The sequence below is a fragment of the Micromonospora sp. NPDC049799 genome, assembly GCF_040656655.1.
Taxonomy (GTDB): Bacteria; Actinomycetota; Actinomycetes; order Mycobacteriales; family Micromonosporaceae; genus Micromonospora.
The window spans coordinates 1-17,432 of record NZ_JBFAMU010000067.1; the positions used below are offsets into that span (position 1 = coordinate 1).

10 protein-coding genes are annotated in these 17,432 nt (G+C 68.5%); 3 read left to right on the plus strand and 7 right to left on the minus strand.

The genetic code is table 11. The annotated features are described in order from the left end of the window. Both AB0I76_RS08510 and AB0I76_RS08515 read right to left on the minus strand, forming a co-directional pair. Window positions 1-7,086, minus strand: a 7,086-nt coding sequence (locus tag AB0I76_RS08510) for a neuraminidase-like domain-containing protein (protein ID WP_357031775.1), incomplete at its 3' end; no start/stop codon positions are given. A 69-nt stretch (window positions 7,087-7,155) separates the two neighbouring features. Further along, on the minus strand, window positions 7,156-7,668 hold the full coding sequence (locus tag AB0I76_RS08515) for a nucleotidyl transferase AbiEii/AbiGii toxin family protein (protein ID WP_357031778.1): 513 nt from the start codon (window positions 7,666-7,668) through the stop codon (window positions 7,156-7,158). A gap of 358 nt (window positions 7,669-8,026) precedes the next feature. Here AB0I76_RS08515 and AB0I76_RS08520 point away from each other — a divergent pair, with 358 nt between their 5' ends. Further along, window positions 8,027-8,446, plus strand: a complete 420-nt coding sequence (locus AB0I76_RS08520; RefSeq protein ID WP_357031781.1) for a DUF2267 domain-containing protein — start codon at window positions 8,027-8,029, stop codon at window positions 8,444-8,446. A 450-nt stretch (window positions 8,447-8,896) separates the two neighbouring features. Continuing rightward, window positions 8,897-9,118 carry a hypothetical protein gene (locus AB0I76_RS08525; protein WP_357031784.1) on the plus strand — a complete coding sequence of 74 codons (222 nt, stop codon included), beginning with the start codon at window positions 8,897-8,899 and terminating at the stop codon, window positions 9,116-9,118. A 27-nt stretch (window positions 9,119-9,145) separates the two neighbouring features. Here the strand turns inward: AB0I76_RS08525 and AB0I76_RS08530 are convergent, their stop codons facing one another. Further along, on the minus strand, window positions 9,146-10,297 hold the full coding sequence (locus AB0I76_RS08530) for a hypothetical protein (protein WP_357031787.1): 1,152 nt from the start codon (window positions 10,295-10,297) through the stop codon (window positions 9,146-9,148). Window positions 10,298-10,532: 235 nt separating this feature from the next. On the opposite strand from AB0I76_RS08530, the gene AB0I76_RS08535 reads away from it, so the two are divergent. Continuing rightward, window positions 10,533-12,473: a beta-propeller domain-containing protein gene (locus AB0I76_RS08535; RefSeq protein ID WP_357031790.1), complete on the plus strand. Its 1,941-nt coding sequence runs from the start codon at window positions 10,533-10,535 to the stop codon at window positions 12,471-12,473. Window positions 12,474-12,515: 42 nt separating this feature from the next. On the opposite strand, the gene AB0I76_RS08540 is transcribed toward AB0I76_RS08535, so the two are convergent. Genes AB0I76_RS08540 through AB0I76_RS08555 form a run of 4 tightly spaced genes read right to left on the minus strand, consistent with a single transcriptional unit; the run spans window position 12,516 to window position 17,319 of the window. Continuing rightward, window positions 12,516-13,508, minus strand: a complete 993-nt coding sequence (locus AB0I76_RS08540) for a TIGR03842 family LLM class F420-dependent oxidoreductase (protein ID WP_357031793.1) — start codon at window positions 13,506-13,508, stop codon at window positions 12,516-12,518. A gap of 12 nt (window positions 13,509-13,520) precedes the next feature. Continuing rightward, window positions 13,521-14,924 (minus strand): dihydropyrimidinase, encoded by a 1,404-nt coding sequence (gene hydA / locus AB0I76_RS08545; RefSeq protein ID WP_357031796.1) that lies wholly within the window; start codon window positions 14,922-14,924, stop codon window positions 13,521-13,523. Next, window positions 14,921-15,763: a nitrilase-related carbon-nitrogen hydrolase gene (locus AB0I76_RS08550; RefSeq protein ID WP_154936700.1), complete on the minus strand. Its 843-nt coding sequence runs from the start codon at window positions 15,761-15,763 to the stop codon at window positions 14,921-14,923. Before AB0I76_RS08550 ends, hydA begins: the two co-directional genes overlap by 4 nt. Continuing rightward, the gene (locus AB0I76_RS08555; protein ID WP_357031800.1) at window positions 15,760-17,319 is read right to left on the minus strand and encodes an NCS1 family nucleobase:cation symporter-1; all 1,560 of its coding nucleotides are present in this window, start codon (window positions 17,317-17,319) and stop codon (window positions 15,760-15,762) included. Before AB0I76_RS08555 ends, AB0I76_RS08550 begins: the two co-directional genes overlap by 4 nt. Window positions 17,320-17,432: the final 113 nt, after the last annotated feature.

Sequence of the window (17,432 nt, forward strand, 5' to 3'; positions counted from 1 at the left end):
ATCAGCGCGCAGCTCGACGGACTCCGGGCTCGGATCGTCGCCGGCCAGCGTGGTCAGCATGGTCTGAATCGTTTCCCCCACGTCGGAGGTGAAGGGTTTGACCATCCAGTACCGGTAGGGCGGGTCGTACGCGGGGTTGCGGTTCGTCGGCTGGAAGAGGAAGTGGAACCAGCGCAGGGCCTCGTCGAAGCGACCCTCGCGCCGGAGCCGGTCGGCGATGAGCAGCGGGATGTGGAAGAACAGCTCCCAGTTGTAGATCGAATAGGCCCCGGAGGCGCCGAACTGGATGTTCTCGACCGGGTACGGCTCGACGACGACGGACTCGGATGGCTGGTAGGTCTGCTCGAAGACGTCGAAGCGGGCGAGTTTCTGGCGAGCGAGTGTCTGCGACGCCGTTCCGCTGTCCTCGTCCGCCGGTGCGAGAAGTCCGTCGACACCGCCCCGCCGGACCTCTTTGATGAAGCGGCAGGCGAACGGGTGGAAGTGGAGGTTGAAGGTGTAGGTCCAGACCGGATCCCCGAGCACACCGGTGTCCACCGCGCCGTAGGCCTGCAGCGCGCGGTCCTCCTGCTGTGTGGCGAGGTCGTTGTACAGCAACGCGCCCGCATAGTCGGCAGAGTGCTGGATGCCGGCGGCCGTCTGCGCGAAGGGATCGCCCGCGGTGGGTTTCTGCGAAGCCGGTGGCCCGATGCTGATGCCGAACGGCTCCGCCGTGTTCGTCTCGGCGAGGTTGCTGGCGGGCGTCGAGGTCGAGCGTGCCGTCGCCGCGATCAGGTCGGCGGCGTGGGCGTCGAGTGGCGCGATCGTGTCGACCGAGCGGTCGAACAGCAGCACGCCGCCGGTCCCGTCCCTGTCGTCGTCGACGTCGACGTCGAAACCTTCGTAGGCCACGCTGCCGCCGGTTTTCCCCGGTGCGTCGGCCCCGATCGCATCGGTCTCGAACTGGTGGGCGTAGTCCGTCGGCGACAAGCCCTGCGCCGGCTCGACGAGGAAGGTGCGCTCGGTGTCGAAGTAGAAGAACGGCCCCTGCGAGGCGAACTCGTTGTACTGCCGCGCGACGGTGTAGTAGGTGCCATCGAGGGGGGTTTCCAGCGCCAGAATGTTCTCCGCGCTCTCATCGGCGATCAGGTTCTTGCCGGCGTCGACCGGCCCGGCCGAGAACCAGGCAGCGGGGGGGTCATTCTGGAACAGAGCCGATCCACCGAGGTTGACGCTCAGGCGGGAGGAGGATGACGTGGTCCTCGTCGGATACACAACGGCGTCCGGGGTCGGCTCGGTCACGGCTAGAACGGCGCCCGTACAGTCGTCGAAGATAAATTTACCGCACGACCACGCACCGTCGTAGTCATAGGCGGTGTGCGAGAAGACGCACTCGATCTCGAGCGATCCGCGCTCGGCTCGGGTCGGCCGGAACTGGAACGCGTGCCGTTGATAGCTCGGAGCGATTCCGGTGTACGCCGCCCTGGTGTCGATCTCCTGCTGGGAAACCTGCTTCGGCGTCCATCCTCCGTCGCGGTTCTCGCTGTGCGCGAGCTGGACGGTCAGGAACTTCGCCGGCGGATCACCATCGTTGTTGTCCAGCGCCTGTTCGATGAAGATCGGCCAGAACACCATCATCCGACGGTTGTGGATCACGGGAATGAGGTGGTCGCCCTCGATGTCGAGGTCGATCTTGGCCCAGGGCGACCAGACGCCGGCCGCGCGACTCCGGTGGAAGTAGACCCGCGGCAGGTTCGGGGTCCGCCCGAACACGTGGAGCACGTCGACGGCAGCCTCCGCGTCCTCCTCCTCTTCGTGGTAGTAGGCCACGATCTCCAGGCGCGACACCTGAAGCAGGCTCTGCAGGTATGTCAGATAGGCATGCTCCGCCGTCGCGTCGGTGATGGGCGCCTGGAGCAGGTCGGTCTCCAGCGCCGTGAAGATCTCCGACTTGTCGTCACGCAGCTCCGGCCAGAGCCAGTTCTCCGGGTAGAGGAAGACCCGCCGGTTGGCCTCCCAGACCCGGTAGTTGCGCATCCACGCCCAGCGTTCCTCCGCGCCGGCGTCGAGATCCGGCGTCTCGAGGTTGAGGAAACACCGCTGCACATACAGCTGTACCGAGCCGATGGCCTGAACGATGCGCGAGGTGAGCATGCACGGATCCATCTCGACATCGACGAGGACGTCGGCGAAGAGATCCGCGGGGTCGTCGAGCCCAGGGGTGTTGGAGACCAGCCAGGAGACCAGTGCCGCGCACTGCCTGTCCCGCAGCTTGTTCCGCAGCGGGCGCGCGACGTCGTACCAGCGGGTCGGCTCGTAGTCGGCCTTGGCCGCGAGTACCACGGCGCCGGCCACACCGGGAGTCACGTCGGCCGACGCCCAGCCGGCCGCCTGCTGCGCCGTCACGCCGACCTTGCGCAGCACGCCGAAGCTGTCGGCGAGGGTGTGCAACGCGGTGCCGTCCCGGAACGCCGCCGCTCGGTTGAAGCCGAACTCATCGGCCAGCCAGCGCAGATCGCTGTAGACCGCGCTGTCCGCCTCGAACGACCAGCCGGTGCGGTCGTGCAGCAGCCCCAGCAGGTCGTCGCGGGCGATGGTGGGGTCGCCGGCCGAGCTGAGCAGCTCGATGACGGAGGGGGCGCTGCCCGGAATCCGTTCGCGCAGGCGGAGCGCCTCGCGCAGGGCACGCCAGCGCACGTAGAGCGCCGCCGCGTCGGCCGTGGCGGCGAGCGGCAGAGCAGCGGGATCCAGCATGCCCGCGGGGATGCCGCCGGACAGCAGCCATGCCTGTTCCTCGACGCCGACACCGAGCTTGCCGAACACCGTCGCGATCTTGTCGAGCCACGTGAGCGTCGCGAAGGCAGCCGGGTGGTCGCTCGCCGCACCGAGCACCGGCGCGTCGACGAACCCGCGGCTCATGAACACGCCCAGCAGGTCGGTCGTGCCCTCGGCGGTCGGATCGTCCAGAACCGCGGCCGGCGCGAGCGCCAGGAGTGCGTCGGACTGCTCCCGCTCCAGCGCCAGCAGGCTCGCGACCTTCTGCTGGACCAGCAACTGCTTACGTACCGTCGCGAGGTACGGCACCAGACGTTCCAGCACGAAGGCGTAGCGCACTGCGGCCGGCATCGCCGCGAAGCCGAGGGTGCGCGGGTCGACGTCGGTGATGAAGAGCGCGAGGTACGTGGCGTAGAGCCGTTCCCGCTCGGCAGGGTCGACCGGCGCACCGCCGTCGATCAGCGCCAGGACAGCGTCGAGGTCGGCGGCGTCCACGATCTCCGACAGCAGTTGCTGGGTGATCTCACCGGTGGGGTCGGGCTCGACGACGGCCTCGGCTTCGACCGCCAGCAGGCCCGCCTGCAGTTCGGTGAGGAACACCGACTGCGCCGTCTCGTCGGGACCGACGGACAGCGCCGCGTCCGCGTCGTGCCCGAGCAGGTAGAGCAGGTCGTCGGCGGTGAAGCCGGCGTCCTTGACCGCCCGGACCTCGTCGATGAAGCGCAGGGTCGCCCGCGTGTCGAGGGTGCCGTCGTCCGCGACGAACGGATCGGCCGGCTCATCGAGCCGCGCGAAGAGCTCGCGGAAGGCCAGGACGTCACCGACCGGGAGTTTCAATGCCCGGGCGAGCGCCACCGTGCGGTAGAGCCGGGACAGTGTGGATATCGCGAGAGTCATGTCCGGCTCGAGGATCTCGTCGAGCTCCTCCGCCGTCACACCCAGCGCCGCCTGCAACTCGACGGTCCAGGCGGACAGCGGGTCGCCGGCGAGAGCCAGATCGCGGTTCTCGTCCAGCCGGAACGGCCACGTCGCCTCGTCGGCGGCGACCGCGCGATCGAGGAACACCCGGTCGTACAGCGGCACGATCGGCACGTCGCGACCCGGCCGGTCGAGCTTCATGTCGAGGTCGCCCCACAGCGAGAGCAGCGCCGGCAGATCGATGCGCACGGCGGCGCGGATGCGCCGGATGTGGGAGATGCTCTCGATCACGGCGTCGTCGATCTGCGCCGCGCCGAGGGCGATCAGTACCTTGTCCAGGTCGATGATCGACCAGTCGAGACGGCGCCACAGCCGCACGAAGCGCCGGGCACGGTCGTAGAAGTCGCTCTCCGGATGCGCCCGGGTCGCGTCCTGCAGTGTCATCTGCGCCAGATCGCAATGCGACTCGCCCTCGGGTGAGACGAGGCCGAACCTCCACCCGGGATTGACCCACGTGACGTGGAGCAGATCCAGCAGTTCCGGGAAGGAGAGCCCGCTGCGGTCCAGGAACCGGGTCGCCTCCGCCAGCGTGTCGGTCCACGTGCCGGAGCCGGCCGGAAAGCCCCACAGTTCCTGCTGCGTGCGGCCGGAGCGGCCGGTCACGAGCCGCCGTTCGAGGCTGGTGAGGCCCAGGTCCTCGGAGGCGACGGAGACATCGCTCGGCACCGAGCCGCGCCGGAATGCCTCCATGAGCTCTGGCCGCCGTACCCCCTGCTGTTCCAGGTACACCCGCGCCTGCAGCGCGGTCAGGTCGAACGGAAGATCGAAGGGGTACGCCGCCGTCGCCAGCACCCCGTCATAGACCCGCTGATTCAGGTATTCGGGATGGGCGAGCAGGACTTCCGACGGCAGGGTCGAGGCCGTGTGCTCCTCGGCCGGCAGCGATGCGATCCCGGCCACCCGGTTCTCGAGCACCTCCAGCACGAGGTCCACGTGGGGCACGACAGTGTTCGTGTTCTCGCAGGAGAGCTCCAGGGCGAACAGATCCGGGCGCCGCTCGCGCAGCGGTTGCAGGGCGCCCTCGTCCTCGAGCCAGTGCAGCAGGTCGGTGAGGTACGCCGCCGGGCTCAGGATCGAGCGACAGTGCTCGCAGGCGCAGAAGTCGATGCTGCCGAACAGGCTGCGCCATTCGGGAAGCCCGCTCGACTCCGGCAGGCCGGCCACGGCGGCGCCGACGTCCGGCACCGTCATGACGGCCGGGCCCTGGTACGCAGTGCCGAGGCCGGCCACCAGGTTCGCCGCCCGGGACGCTTGCACTGCCGCGGACTCGTAGATCGCACGGGCCGCCGGCTCGCCACCGACCGCGCTCGCGAAGCGCGTAACGAAGGCGTGCTTGCCAGTACGCACGACGTCGCGCGCCGATGCGATGCCGGCAGCGTCCAGCGCGAGCATGGAGCGCCAGCGATCCACCGACGAGGCGATCCGGAACAGGCGCTGGTGGCGGGTGACCACGTCCAGCAGTTCCTCGCTCGGACCGTCGGGGAGGACGGCGTCGCCGGAGGTCAGCCACGCGCGCGCCGGGGTTCGCGCGAAGTCGAAGTCCTCGTTCGCCTCGAGGAAAGGCACCAACAGGTCCTTGCCGGTGAAGTCATCACCGCGCATGCGCGCCGCGACGCTGGCCGTTGGCCACGCCCGCTCCGCGTTCTCCACCAGACGCCGCGCATACGCCGCCTCCCGCTCGGCCTGCGCCGCGCCAGGGATGGAGGCCGGGACCCCGACGGGGCGCCCGGCGCGCGTGCTGCGGATGTGGCTGAGCCAGTCGGTCTCGGTCAACCGCACGAGGTCACGCGCGCGCCGGATGCCGGCGTCGCTTCTGAGCGCGGCGACCAGCGGCTGGTGATTCTCCGTGAGCACGCCGAGGTGGAGGCTGAGCTGCACATCGTCCACCGCCGCCGGACCGAACTCCGGGTCCGTGCGAAGTTGCGCCCAGAACCCCCGTGGGTCCCCCGCGTGTCGTAGGTGGCGTGCGACGAAGGCGCTGCGCTGCGACTCGTTCATCGATGTCGTCATCAACAGAGCACCGAACGTGCCGGGCGCGGTACGGCTGGCGGCGTCGCGCGCGAGGGCTGCGCGCAGCTTCCGGTACACCGCCGTCCCGGACGCCCCGACGGCCAGGGAAACGATGTTGGCCGTACCCGCGCTCGCCAGCCGACGGACGATGCTGGCCTCGCTCGCGTTGAGCAACCGTCCGGCCGTACGCGTGCCACCGGTGCGGATCAGCCCATAGAGCGCCTCCGGGTCGACCCCGATGGCCGCGGCCTGTCGCCGCGCGAGCAGGTAGGGAGTGATCTGCTTACGGTGGAGACCGGTTCGGCGGACCAGGACGCCGACCGCGTGCGACCGGAGTGCGGCCAGGTCGTGGCCCTCGATCAGCGGCGCGACCGCCTCGTGCACGCGCAGGAAATCGGACGGTCCGCGCAAACGCTCGTCCCGGACGTAGACGTCCATTTGTGGCGAGGCGGCGCCGTTCACGGGTGGAGACGCGGCGATCGGACGTCCGTCCTCGTTGATCACCCGGATGAACAAGGGCGAAGCCTCGGGTTCGTGGGGGAACTGATAGGTGCCGTCGGCCCCGGTCGTCGCCGACGCCAGGACCTGCTCGCCCACGAGGTCGAGCTGCACCGCCTCGACCCGGACACCCGCGATGACCGATCCGTCGGTGTGCCGGATGGTGCCGCTCACCCGGGGTTGCGGCTCTCCCGGCTCGCCGCCCGGCTTCGGGCCCTCGACGTCAACGAGGATGTCGGCACGATCGGGCTCCTGTCCGACCGCCCATCGCCAACGCCCGTCCATGACCGAAACGGTCATGTCGTTGCTGGTCACCTCGAGCGAAACGGCCGCCAGTTTCTGCTGCGCCCAGGACGGGAAGCCTTCCGGGTCGTAGACGACCCGGAAGGCGCCTTGCTGGTCGCTGACCACGGACGCGAGCGTCTGCCGTCGGCGCGGACCCGCGGTCAAGATCGCGGTGACGGTCAACCCGGGCAGCGGCGCGCCGTCCGCCGCGGCGGACACCGTCCCGGGCACGGCCACCGGGCGGTGATCGTCATCGACCGCGACGAGGATCTCGACGGCATCCGGGGCGTCATCGTAGGGCCAGACAGCCGGGCGCCCGCGCACCGGGAGCGGGGCGTCGCCGGCCATCGCGCGCAGCCGCACCAGCGGTCGCTCCTCCACCGACACGTCGCGCGCCACCTCCGTGTCGTAGGTCAACGCGCAGCGACCACTCGGGTCCAGCGTCGCGGCATCCAGAACGACAATGCCCGCCTGCCCGCGCACGGTGGCCTCGACCCGGATGGGTGTGACGGGTGTGCTGCCGACAACGGTGATCGAGACCTGAACGGTGATGGACGGCATGGCGTCGGACCTGCCCGTCAGCGCAGCGAGTGGGTGGAAGGCGCTCAACGTACCGCTTCGGCGCGCACCTCAGCTACGGTTCGCGCCCGGGTCAATGCGGAGAGTCGGCAGCTGGACAGAGTGTGTCGATGGTGGACCAGGTCGACTCACCGTGCGCACCAGGATGGGATTAGTGACCATGGCGGGCGGCTGGGCGCGCCAGTTAGCGACCAGTTCCACGCGGTGCTGCTGGTCGGGGTGGGTTGGGTCGGCGACGTGCAGCCGCGCGAAGGTGTCGAGTCGAAGGTCGATGTCGACGCGGAAGCCTTCGGCGCGGTAAGCGGTGATCACCTCGTCCACGGCGGTGGGGAAGTCGGCGCGGGGTTGCCAGTCGACGAACAGGTCGGCGTCTTCGCTGGGGCGGTCGAGGATCCCGTGTGCGGCTATGCGTTTCCGCCGGCCAATGCGAACCCGTACCGGCCGCCAACCTGCAGGGCGATCTGCGCCAGCCGGCGATGGATTTGCGGGGTCCGGCTGGCCGTCCCGCCGCTGGTCGGCGTAGCGGGAACCGGCCGGTGCTCCGCCGGGGTTGGCACCACTCATGATCGACCAGCCCCATCCAGCTTGTGTTCCGGCTCGGCGTCCCGCAGGGCGCTCACGAGGTCGCAGAGCTCTTCGACGACGGCGATGATCTGCTCCTCGCTCGCCGTCGCGTCCCGGTCTGTCGGAATGTCGGGGATGTCGCCATAGGGCGCCTTGGTGATTCGCCCGATCGGGATGAGGCAGGGTCACCCCCGGTCCCGGAAGGCTGTCGAGGTACCAGTTCGCTGCGCGACAACCAGTTGAGGATCACCGGTGACCGTACGCGTGGGACAAGGCGTACCGAACCGAACCGCGGCGCATTGAGGTCAGGGGTCGTAACTGGCGGTTCGACGGCGATCGGACCGGAGAGGAGAATCAGGTGGAATACCAGGATTTCATCAATGCAGTGGCCACGCGGGCAAAGGTGTCGACCGATCAGGCGGCGACACTCACCAGCGCCACGTTGGAGACATTGGCAGATCGGATCAGCGCCGGCCAGGCTGAGGACCTTGCCTATCAGCTTCCCGAAGGCCTTGACGATCACCTGCGCAAACCGCCACCGCACAGGAGGGAGGAACATGCCAAGTCGTTCGGGCTCGAAGAGTTCGTGCGGCGGGTGGCGGACCACCCGGCCATCGACCGTGCGCTCGCCGGTGCCGGGGTCCGCGCGGTGCTCACCACGCTACGTGAGGCTGTTTCCCGTGACGAGTTCGAGGACGCGATGGCCCAGCTTCCCAAGGAGTTCCGGCAGGTGATCGAACCGGTGGGTGCCGGTGGCAGGCAGCGTCCCGGCTCGTAGCACGAGCCGGTCGGGCGCGCGCCGGCGCGGAACGGCGCCCGCAGCCAAACGTACGAGAGCGAACATCTCTGGACGCCGGTCACGGACGCCGCGACGCACCCCGACTGGTCTGGAAGGAGAACGCGTGAACTACGCCGAGTTTCTCGAAGCGGTGGGGAAGCGGGCCGAAGTGCCGGCGGCGGAGGCGGCGAACGTCGTCGGGGCCACGCTGACGACATTGGTGGAACGGGTCAGTGGCGGCGAGGCGGCACCTGGCCACGCAGCTCCCCGAGGAGTTGCGCGGGAACGCCAGCCGGCGATCCTGCGGTCCCACAACAGCTACATCGTGATCAACGACGAAGGTGGTCCGACCGACAAGCCGGGCGTGCAGGCACAGGCGCCGCCGGATTCGAACACGTTCGGCAGCGCGATGAACGCCCGGGTCACCGACGTTCCAGCCGTCTACGAGCAGTGGCGGTCACGGGGTGGGGATGTCGGGACCAGTCCCACCGCTTCGCCCAGCGGGAGCAGATCGCCGACCTGTACGAGCGGGGCGTCGTGCTGTCGCTACCCGGTGCCGAGATGCGCGATCCGGGCGAGGACCCGCCGGCTGGAGTGGTCGAGGAAGCGGCTCACCACCCGGTGCAGGCGGACCTGCGCCGCGCATGGCAGCGGCTGAGTCGACCCCGCTGAGCCCGCCGATCTGCGTCCCGGTGTGTCCTACGGCGAGACTCGTACCTCTACGGAGCTGATGAACCACCGAAAGTCGGACGTGCTGTGAATGGCCACGTCGTTCGTGCCGCTCTTGTCGAACGAACGCGTCCCGGCGCACACGACGACGGACTGACCTGCCGGCACCGGCCCCGCGCTGAACAGCTGTGCGAAGTAGTGGGCACCCCGGGTCAACTTCTCCTGCAGGAAGCTCTCGTCATCGTCGGTCGCCTCGTCGAGGACCGACATCTCGGCATATGAGGGCTCGGACACGTTGGGATGCAGGACGTCGAGCATCAGGAAGTTCCGCTGGCCGGTGCGGGAGTTCGACCATCCCCATTCGTCCTCTGTCTCCAGGCGGTGCGTCGCCTCGACGCACTGCGCGTCGATGAGGACCTCGACCAGACCGGTGGTAGGCGGCACGAAGGCGAACGCTATCGAGCTGAACCCGTCGCCGGATGCGTAGTCGAAGTCGCCGGCGTCGCCGTTGTCCATTGTGATCGAGATGCCGACGTCGCCGACCGGCGGGTTGAGCGTATGGATGCGATCAACGACGAAGTTGTCGTTGTGCACCGGGACGAAGCCGAAGTTGAACCCGAAGAACGGCGGCCGGAAGAGTTCCCACCGGTGTGGGCCGCTGTCGTCGGGTTCGTAGACTCCCCACGGAAGCGCGTGCTCGTGGAACGGAGACAGCCCCAACCATTTGTCGAGGTTGCTCGAGAGGTGGAACCCGGCCGTGATGTTCTCGTCCGCCGTGAAGACGTCGGCTACCGCCTCGTGGTAGTCAGTCGCGATCGCGACAATCGCCTCACGCCTGATGTCCCGACTTCGCATGAAGGCGTCAGCCTTATGTTTCCTGGCTTCGTTGAGTTCGTTGTAGGGCGACCGCAACCCCTGCGGTGGCTGAAGCAGGTCGCGAAACGTCAACCGCTCCTGCTGCATGAGTTGCCGCAAGTCCGTCCAGTTGTCGTCGCCCAACAGGCGCTGCAGCCGGTCGCCAGCATCGGCTGACAGTTTCGCGGCCTTACTGCTGCGCTTTTTGGTGATCTTCCCGAGCCGCTGCTCGCGCTCCTCCGCCGCCGCATCCGCCAACCGCTGGGCTTTCGCGGGGAAATGGCTAAAGTTCCGAATTGTCTTACAGGTACTGACCACGTCAACCACCCACCAAACCCTTGCCTACATGCTGCTTCACATCTCTCCGAGTGGCCATACGAGTTGTGCTATGTACGCAACGCAACATCTACCTTCAAATGTGATCAACCGGACTCTTTGCCAAGCGGCCGGGAACCCAGCCTGCGGCAGCCACGTCGTAGGGGGCATGACGGGTAGCAGCACCCACGTACCCCAGCCAACGGCCACCACCGGCGTCCCCCGAGTCATGACGCCGGCTCGCGTCATGGGACTGGCCCTGGTCGCCGGCCTGGCGCTGGTCACCGGCTGTACGGCGGAGCCGGTCCCCGCGCCGCCACGTGACCGGGGAGTGCCGGCCGGCGGGTTCCGGCTCGTCGCATTCGACTCCTGCCCGGAGGCGCTGCGGCAGCTGAAGACGGCTGCCAAGGCCTACGTCGGGCCCTGGGGGTTCGGGCCGATCGGGGACATGCGTACCTTCGGCCGCGCCGAACAGGCTGAGGCGCCCGCCGCAGCGGAGCGGGCGGATGCGGCGGCCAAGGGCTACTCGGGCACCAACACCCACGAGGCCGGGGCCGATGAACCGGACCTGGTCAAGACCGACGGCAAGCGGATTGTCACCGTGAGCCACGGCAAGCTGTACGTGGTCGACCCGGCCACCCGCCGACTGACCGGAGAGCTGGAACTGGCACCGGGTGCCGATCGGTTCGGCGGGGCCGAAGACGGCCTGCTGCTGCACGGTGACCGGGCGCTGGTGCTGCGCCGCGACGGATGGGCCGGGATGGCGAAACCGGCCGTCCCCGAGGGAGGCGCGCGCGCCGTCCCGGGAGGCGCCCCGATGCCGGACGGCATCGTCGGCCCCCAGCTGATCATGGTCGACCTGTCCGGCGCGCCGAAGATCATCGGCGAATACCGGATCGACGGCAATCTGGTGGACGCCCGCCAGGTGGGCACGACGGTCCGGGTCGTGGTCCGCTCCGCGCCCCGGCTGAACTTCCCGTACCGGGAACGGGCCACCGATGAGCAGCGCACCACCGCCAACCGCGAGATCATCGACAACGCCACCGCCGACGACTGGCTGCCCCGGTACGAAGTCACCTCCGGCGGGCGAACCAGCGCCGGACGGGTCGGCTGCGAACGGGTGAGCCGGCCGGCCGCCTACTCCGGCACCTCGCTGGTGACCGTGCTCAGCTTCGACCTCGTGGCGGCCACGCTCGGCGCCGGCGACCCGGTCACCGTCATCGCCGACGGCGACACCGTCTACAGCAACGGACCCCGGCTGTACGTCGCCAACGACCAGCGCTGGCGGGTGCTGCCGATGCTGACCGCGCGGAACATCGCACCCGATCCCAGGGACGAGACCACCGAGATCTATCAGTTCGACATCTCCGGCGCGGGTGCCCCGCGGTACGTCGCCGCCGCGTCCGTACCGGGCTGGCTCATCAACCAGTACGCCATGTCCGAGTGGGACGGGCACCTGCGAGTGGCCACCACCAGTGGCCGTACCTGGGGCGACAAGCCGAACTCGACGTCGAGCGTGTACGTCCTGCGCGCCGACGGCACGGCGCTGACCCAGGTCGGCAAGGTCACCGGACTGGGCAAGGGGGAACGGATATACGCAGTACGGTTCGTCGGCGGCACCGGGTACGTCGTCACCTTCCGGCAGACCGACCCGCTCTACACCGTCGATCTGCGTGATCCGGGGGCGCCGAAGGTGAGCGGCGAACTGAAGATCAACGGGTATTCGGCGTACCTGCACCCGGCCGGCGAAGGACGGCTGCTCGGTGTCGGGCAGGAGGCGTCCGACCAGGGCCGGGCCCAGGGCACCCAGCTCTCGCTCTTCGACGTCTCCGATCCGGCCGACCCGACCCGGATCGCCCAGTACCACGTCAGGCAGGGGCACTCCGAGGCGGAGTTCGACCCACACGCGTTCCTCTACTGGCCGGCCGAACGCCTGGTCGTGGTCCCACTGACCGTCCACGACACGGGCCTGCCGAGCAACGTGGCGCTGGCTCTGCGAGTCGGCGACGGCGGGTTCACCGAGGTCGGCACAGTGGATCACACGCAGGGCAGGCGCCGTCCCGGGGATCTGGCGCCGATCCGCCGCTCACTGGTCGTCGACGGAGTCCTCTGGACCGTTTCCGACGCCGGTCTCAAGGCGACCAGCCTCTCCACCATGAAGACCCTCGGCTGGCTGCGTACGGCGTGACCCGGTGGTGGTGTCCGGGGCCACGAGCGGGAATGGCCGGGATCAGACGTGCGTGATCACGTTCTTGCCGTACGAGGAGAGGGTCTTCTCCTTGTCGTCATGCATGAGGTAGAGGGCGAAGTTGTGCACCCCGATCTCCTTGAGCTCCTGCAGCCGGTCGACATGGGCTGACTCGGGCCCGACCAGGCAGAACCGGTCGACGATCTCATCGGGCACGAAGTCGGTGGACGGATTGCCGGCGCGGCCGTGGTGTGCGTAGTCGTAGCCCTCGCGGCCCCTGATGTAGTCGGTGAGCGCCTTCGGCACGACCCCGGAGTCGCCGTAGCGGGCGACCAGATCGGCCACATGGTTGCCGACCATGCCGCCGAACCAGCGCAGCTGATCCCGTTGGTGCGTGAGGTTGGTGCCCACGTAGGCGGGCGCGGCCACGCACATCGTGATCGAGTCGGGATCTCGACCTGCTGCGGTGGCCGCGTCGCGTACCGAGCCAATCGTCCAGCGGGCGATGTCGGGATCGGCCGTCTGCAGGATGAAGCCGTCGGCCTGCTCGCCGACCAGCCGCAGCGCTTTCGGGCCGTAGGCGGCCATCCAGATCTCCAGCCTGCCGTCCCGTACCCACGGAATGCGCACCGGCGTGCCGTGGTGTTCGACCTCGTTGCCTTCGGCCAGCTCTTTGATTACGTGCATCGCTTCTTTCAGCGTGGCCAGGCTCGCCGGCGGCTGGCCGATGACCCGCCGGGCCGAGTCGCCGCGGCCGATCCCGCACACCGTGCGGTTGCCGAACATGTCGTTGAGCGTGGCGAAGAGCGACGCGGTGACCGACCAGTCGCGGGTGCTCGGGTTGGTCACCATCGGCCCGACGATCAGGTGCTTGGTTGCGGCGAGGACCTGCGAGTAGATGACGAACGGCTCCTGCCACAGCACGCAGGAGTCGAACGTCCACCCGTAGCGAAACCCGTTGTCCTCCGCGGCGGTGAGGCCGGCCACGACGTCGCGAGCTGGCGGGTCGGTCTGAAGTACGACACCGAAGTCCACCGCTTCTCCTTTTCAGACGAGGTACTGACTGAGATCGCGCTTCAGGAACCTGCCGTGCCCGGCCGCGCCGTGGAAGGCGTTGTCGTCGACCACGACCCGACCACGGGACAGCACGGTGGAGACCTTCCCGGTCAGCTCCATCCCCTCGTACGCGGAATAGTCCACGTTCATGTGGTGCGTGCTGGCCGAGATGGTCTGCTGGGCCGTCGGGTCGTACACCGTGATGTCCGCGTCGGCGCCCGGCGCGATGACGCCCTTACGCGGGTACAGGCCGAACATCCTGGCGGGCGTGGTCGAGCTGATCTCCACCCAGCGCGGCAGGGTGATCTCGCCTCTCGCGACGCCCTGATAGAGCAGGTCCATCCGGTGCTCGACGCCGGGCATCCCGTTCGGGATCTTGGAGAAGTCTCCCCGGCCCAGCTCCTTCTGGTCCTTGAAGCAGAAGGGGCAGTGGTCGGTGGAGACCAGCGACAGGTCGTTGGTGCGCAGGCCCCGCCACAGTTCTGCCTGGTGCTCCTTCGGGCGCAGCGGGGGAGAGGCGACGTACTTCGCGCCCTCGAAGTCGGGCCTGGCCAAATCCTCCAACGACAGGAACAGGTACTGCGGGCAGGTCTCGGCGAACACGTTCTGCCCGGTGTCGCGGGCCTGGGTGACCGCGTCCAGGGCGTGCGCGGCGGACAGGTGCACGATGTACAGCGGCGAGCCGGTGACCTTGGCCAGCGCGATCGCCCGCGAGGTCGCCTCGCCCTCCAGCTCGGGCGGCCGGGTCAGGCCGTGCTGCACCGGGTCCGTCTGACCGTTGGCCAGCGCCTGGAGGACGAGCTGGTCGATGGCGATGCCGTTCTCCGCGTGCATCATGACCATCGATCCGGTGTCCCGGGCCTTCTGCATCGCCCGCAGGATTTCCCCGTCGGTGGCGTAGAAGACCCCCGGATAGGCCATGAACATCTTGAATGTGTTGACGCCCGCGTCGATGCAGGCCTCCATCTCCTTCAGCGAGGTGTCGTTGACGTCCGAGACGATCATGTGGAACCCGTAGTCGATCGCGCAGTTGCCGTCGGCCTTGCTGTGCCACTTGTCCAGCGCGGACAGCACGGACGTGCCCTTGCCCTGTACGGCGAAGTCGACGATGGTCGTCGTGCCGCCCCAGGCTGCCGCAATCGTCCCGGTCTCGAAATTGTCCGCCGAGAACGTGCCGCCGAACGGCATCTCCATGTGGGTGTGGCCGTCGATGCCGCCCGGCACCACGTACTTCCCGGCGGCGTCGATCACGCGCTCGGCCCCAGCCGCCCACTGCTCGGCCAGACCCGAGTCGGGCGCGGCGAGCGCCGCTATCCGCTCGCCCTCGACCAGGACGTCCGCCGGGTACGCCCCGGTAGCGTTGACGACTGTTCCGTTGCGGATGACGATGCTCACGGCTTCACCAGCGATTCGTACGTGTCCGGTCGGCGGTCGCGGTAGAAGGCCCACAGGTCGCGGACCTCGGCCAGCTTGTCCATGTCGAGGTCGCGGACGACGACCTCATCCTCGGTGTCCGAGGCGGCGTCGCCGACCAGTTGCCCGCGCGGGTCGACGAAGTACGACTGGCCGTAGAAGTCGTTGTCGCCCAGCGGCTCCACACCGACCCGGTTGATGGCGCCGACGTAGTACTCGTTCGCCACCGCCGCCGCCGGCTGCTCCAGCCGCCACAGGTACTCCGACAGGCCGCGGCTGGTCGCCGACGGGTTGAAAACGATCTTCGCGCCGGCCAGGCCGAGCGCCCGCCAGCCCTCGGGGAAGTGCCGCTCGTAGCAGATGTAGACGCCGATGCGCCCCACCGCGGTGTCGAACACCGGATAGCCGAGGTTTCCCGGCCGGAAGTAGAACTTCTCCCAGAACCCCTTCACCTGCGGAATGTGGTTCTTCCGGTGCTTGCCGAGGTAGGTGCCGTCGGCGTCGATCACCGCGGCGGTGTTGTAGTAGACACCGGGCTGCTCCTGCTCGTACATCGGCACGATCAGGACCACGCCGTGCTGCTCGGCGACCTCGCGCATCAGCGCCGTCGTCGGCCCGTCCGGGATCGCCTCCGTGTACGAGTAGTAGTCCGCGTCCTGGATCTGGCAGAAGTACGGGCCGTAGAACAACTCCTGCAGGCAGACCACCTGTGCGCCCTGCGAGGCGGCGCTGCGGATGGCCTCGACCGCGTTGGCGATCATCGACTCCTTGTCGCCGGTCCACTTCTGCTGCACCAGCCCGGCTCGGATGATGTTGCTCATGCGTTCTCCCCCTTCGCGTGGCTGGCGCGCGGCATCGACAGCGCCAGGTAGATGAGGAACCCGGCGATCAGACCGACCACCCAGCTGTAGTCGTAGAGCGGCTTGAGGAACGGGATGAGCCCGTCGGACGGGAACGGCCCCTTGCCGGGGGCGGAGTAGGCGCCACCCACCGCGAGGACCGCGCCGACGACGGTGGCGACGATGGCGGCCCAGTTCCACCCGCCGGAGAACCAGTACCTGCCCTCGGGGCGGTAGAGGGCCGGCAGTTGGAGGCTGGTGCGGTAGCGGATCCAGTACCCGGCGATGAGTACGCCGGCGACCGCGCCGAGCAGGCCGCCGTAGAACCCGAGCCAGACGAAGATGTAGATGTTGGGGTCCTGCACCAGGCGCCACGGCTGGATCAGGATGCCGAGCACGCCGGTGATCAGGCCCCCGGTCCGGAAACTCACCAGTCGGGGCGCGGCGTTGGAGAAGTCGTACGCCGGGCTGACCGTGTTCGCCGCGACATTCACCGACAGCGTGGCGACCACGACGGTGAACAGGCCGAGCGCGACGACCAGCGGGTTCTCGAACTTCGCGGCCAGCTGGATGGGGTCCCAGATGGCCTCGCCGTAGATGACGGCCGTGCCGGAGGTGATCAGGATCGACAGGATGGCGAAGAACGACATCGTGGTGGGCAGCCCGAGAATCTGGCCGTACGCCTGCTGCCGCTGGCTGCCACCGAAGCGGGTGAAGTCGGGGATGTTCAGCGAGAGAGTCGCCCAGAAGGCGATCATCCCCATCAGCGACGGGGCGAACAGCTTCCAGAAGTCGGCGCCCCAGCCCAGCTTCGACGGCTCGGACAGGATCGGGCCGAGCCCGCCCGCCTCGACCATGACCCAGATCAGCAGGGCGACGGCGACCACGATGACGAACGGTGCGGCCCAGTTCTCGAAGCGCCGCAGGGTGTCCATCCCCCGCCAGATGATCGCCATCTCGATCGCCCAGAAGAGGAGGAACGACGCCCACAGCGTCCACGGGTAGTCCATGACCCTCGCCGCGTCGACCCACCAGGAGCCGAGCAGCTTGCCGGCGATCGCGTAGATCGCCTCGCCGCCGATCCAGGTCTGGATGCCGAACCAGCCGCAGGCGATGAAGGCGCGCAGCAGGGCCGGGAGGTTGGCGCCGCGGACCCCGTAGAACGCGCGGGCGAAGACCGGGAAGGGGATGCCGTACTTCGTGCCCGCGTGGCTGTTCAACAGCATCGGGATCAGGACGAGCAGATTGCCCAGCGTGATCGTGAGGAATGCCTGCACCCAGTTCATGCCGAGCTGGATGAGCCCGGCGGCGAGCAGATAGGTGGGGATGTTGTGCGCCATGCCGATCCACAGCGCCGCGAAGTTGTACGTGTTCCAGGTGCGCTTCTCGATGGGGACCGGGGCGAGCTCTTCGTTGAAGTAGCGGCTGTCGCGGATGGTGGAGAAGTCACGCAACTCGACTCGGCCATCCGGATGGGTGATCTGTGTGCCCGGCTCGGCCGCGGTGGTTTCGGCGGGGGGCAGGGGTTCAACGGCCATCGGTCACCTCCCTGTCACGCTGCCGCAACAGCGGCCGGCCAACCGGCGCGTGCTGCGGGTGGGGGCGGATCAGCACGATCTTTATCTCGGAATGGTGGGTGTCCCGGACCCGC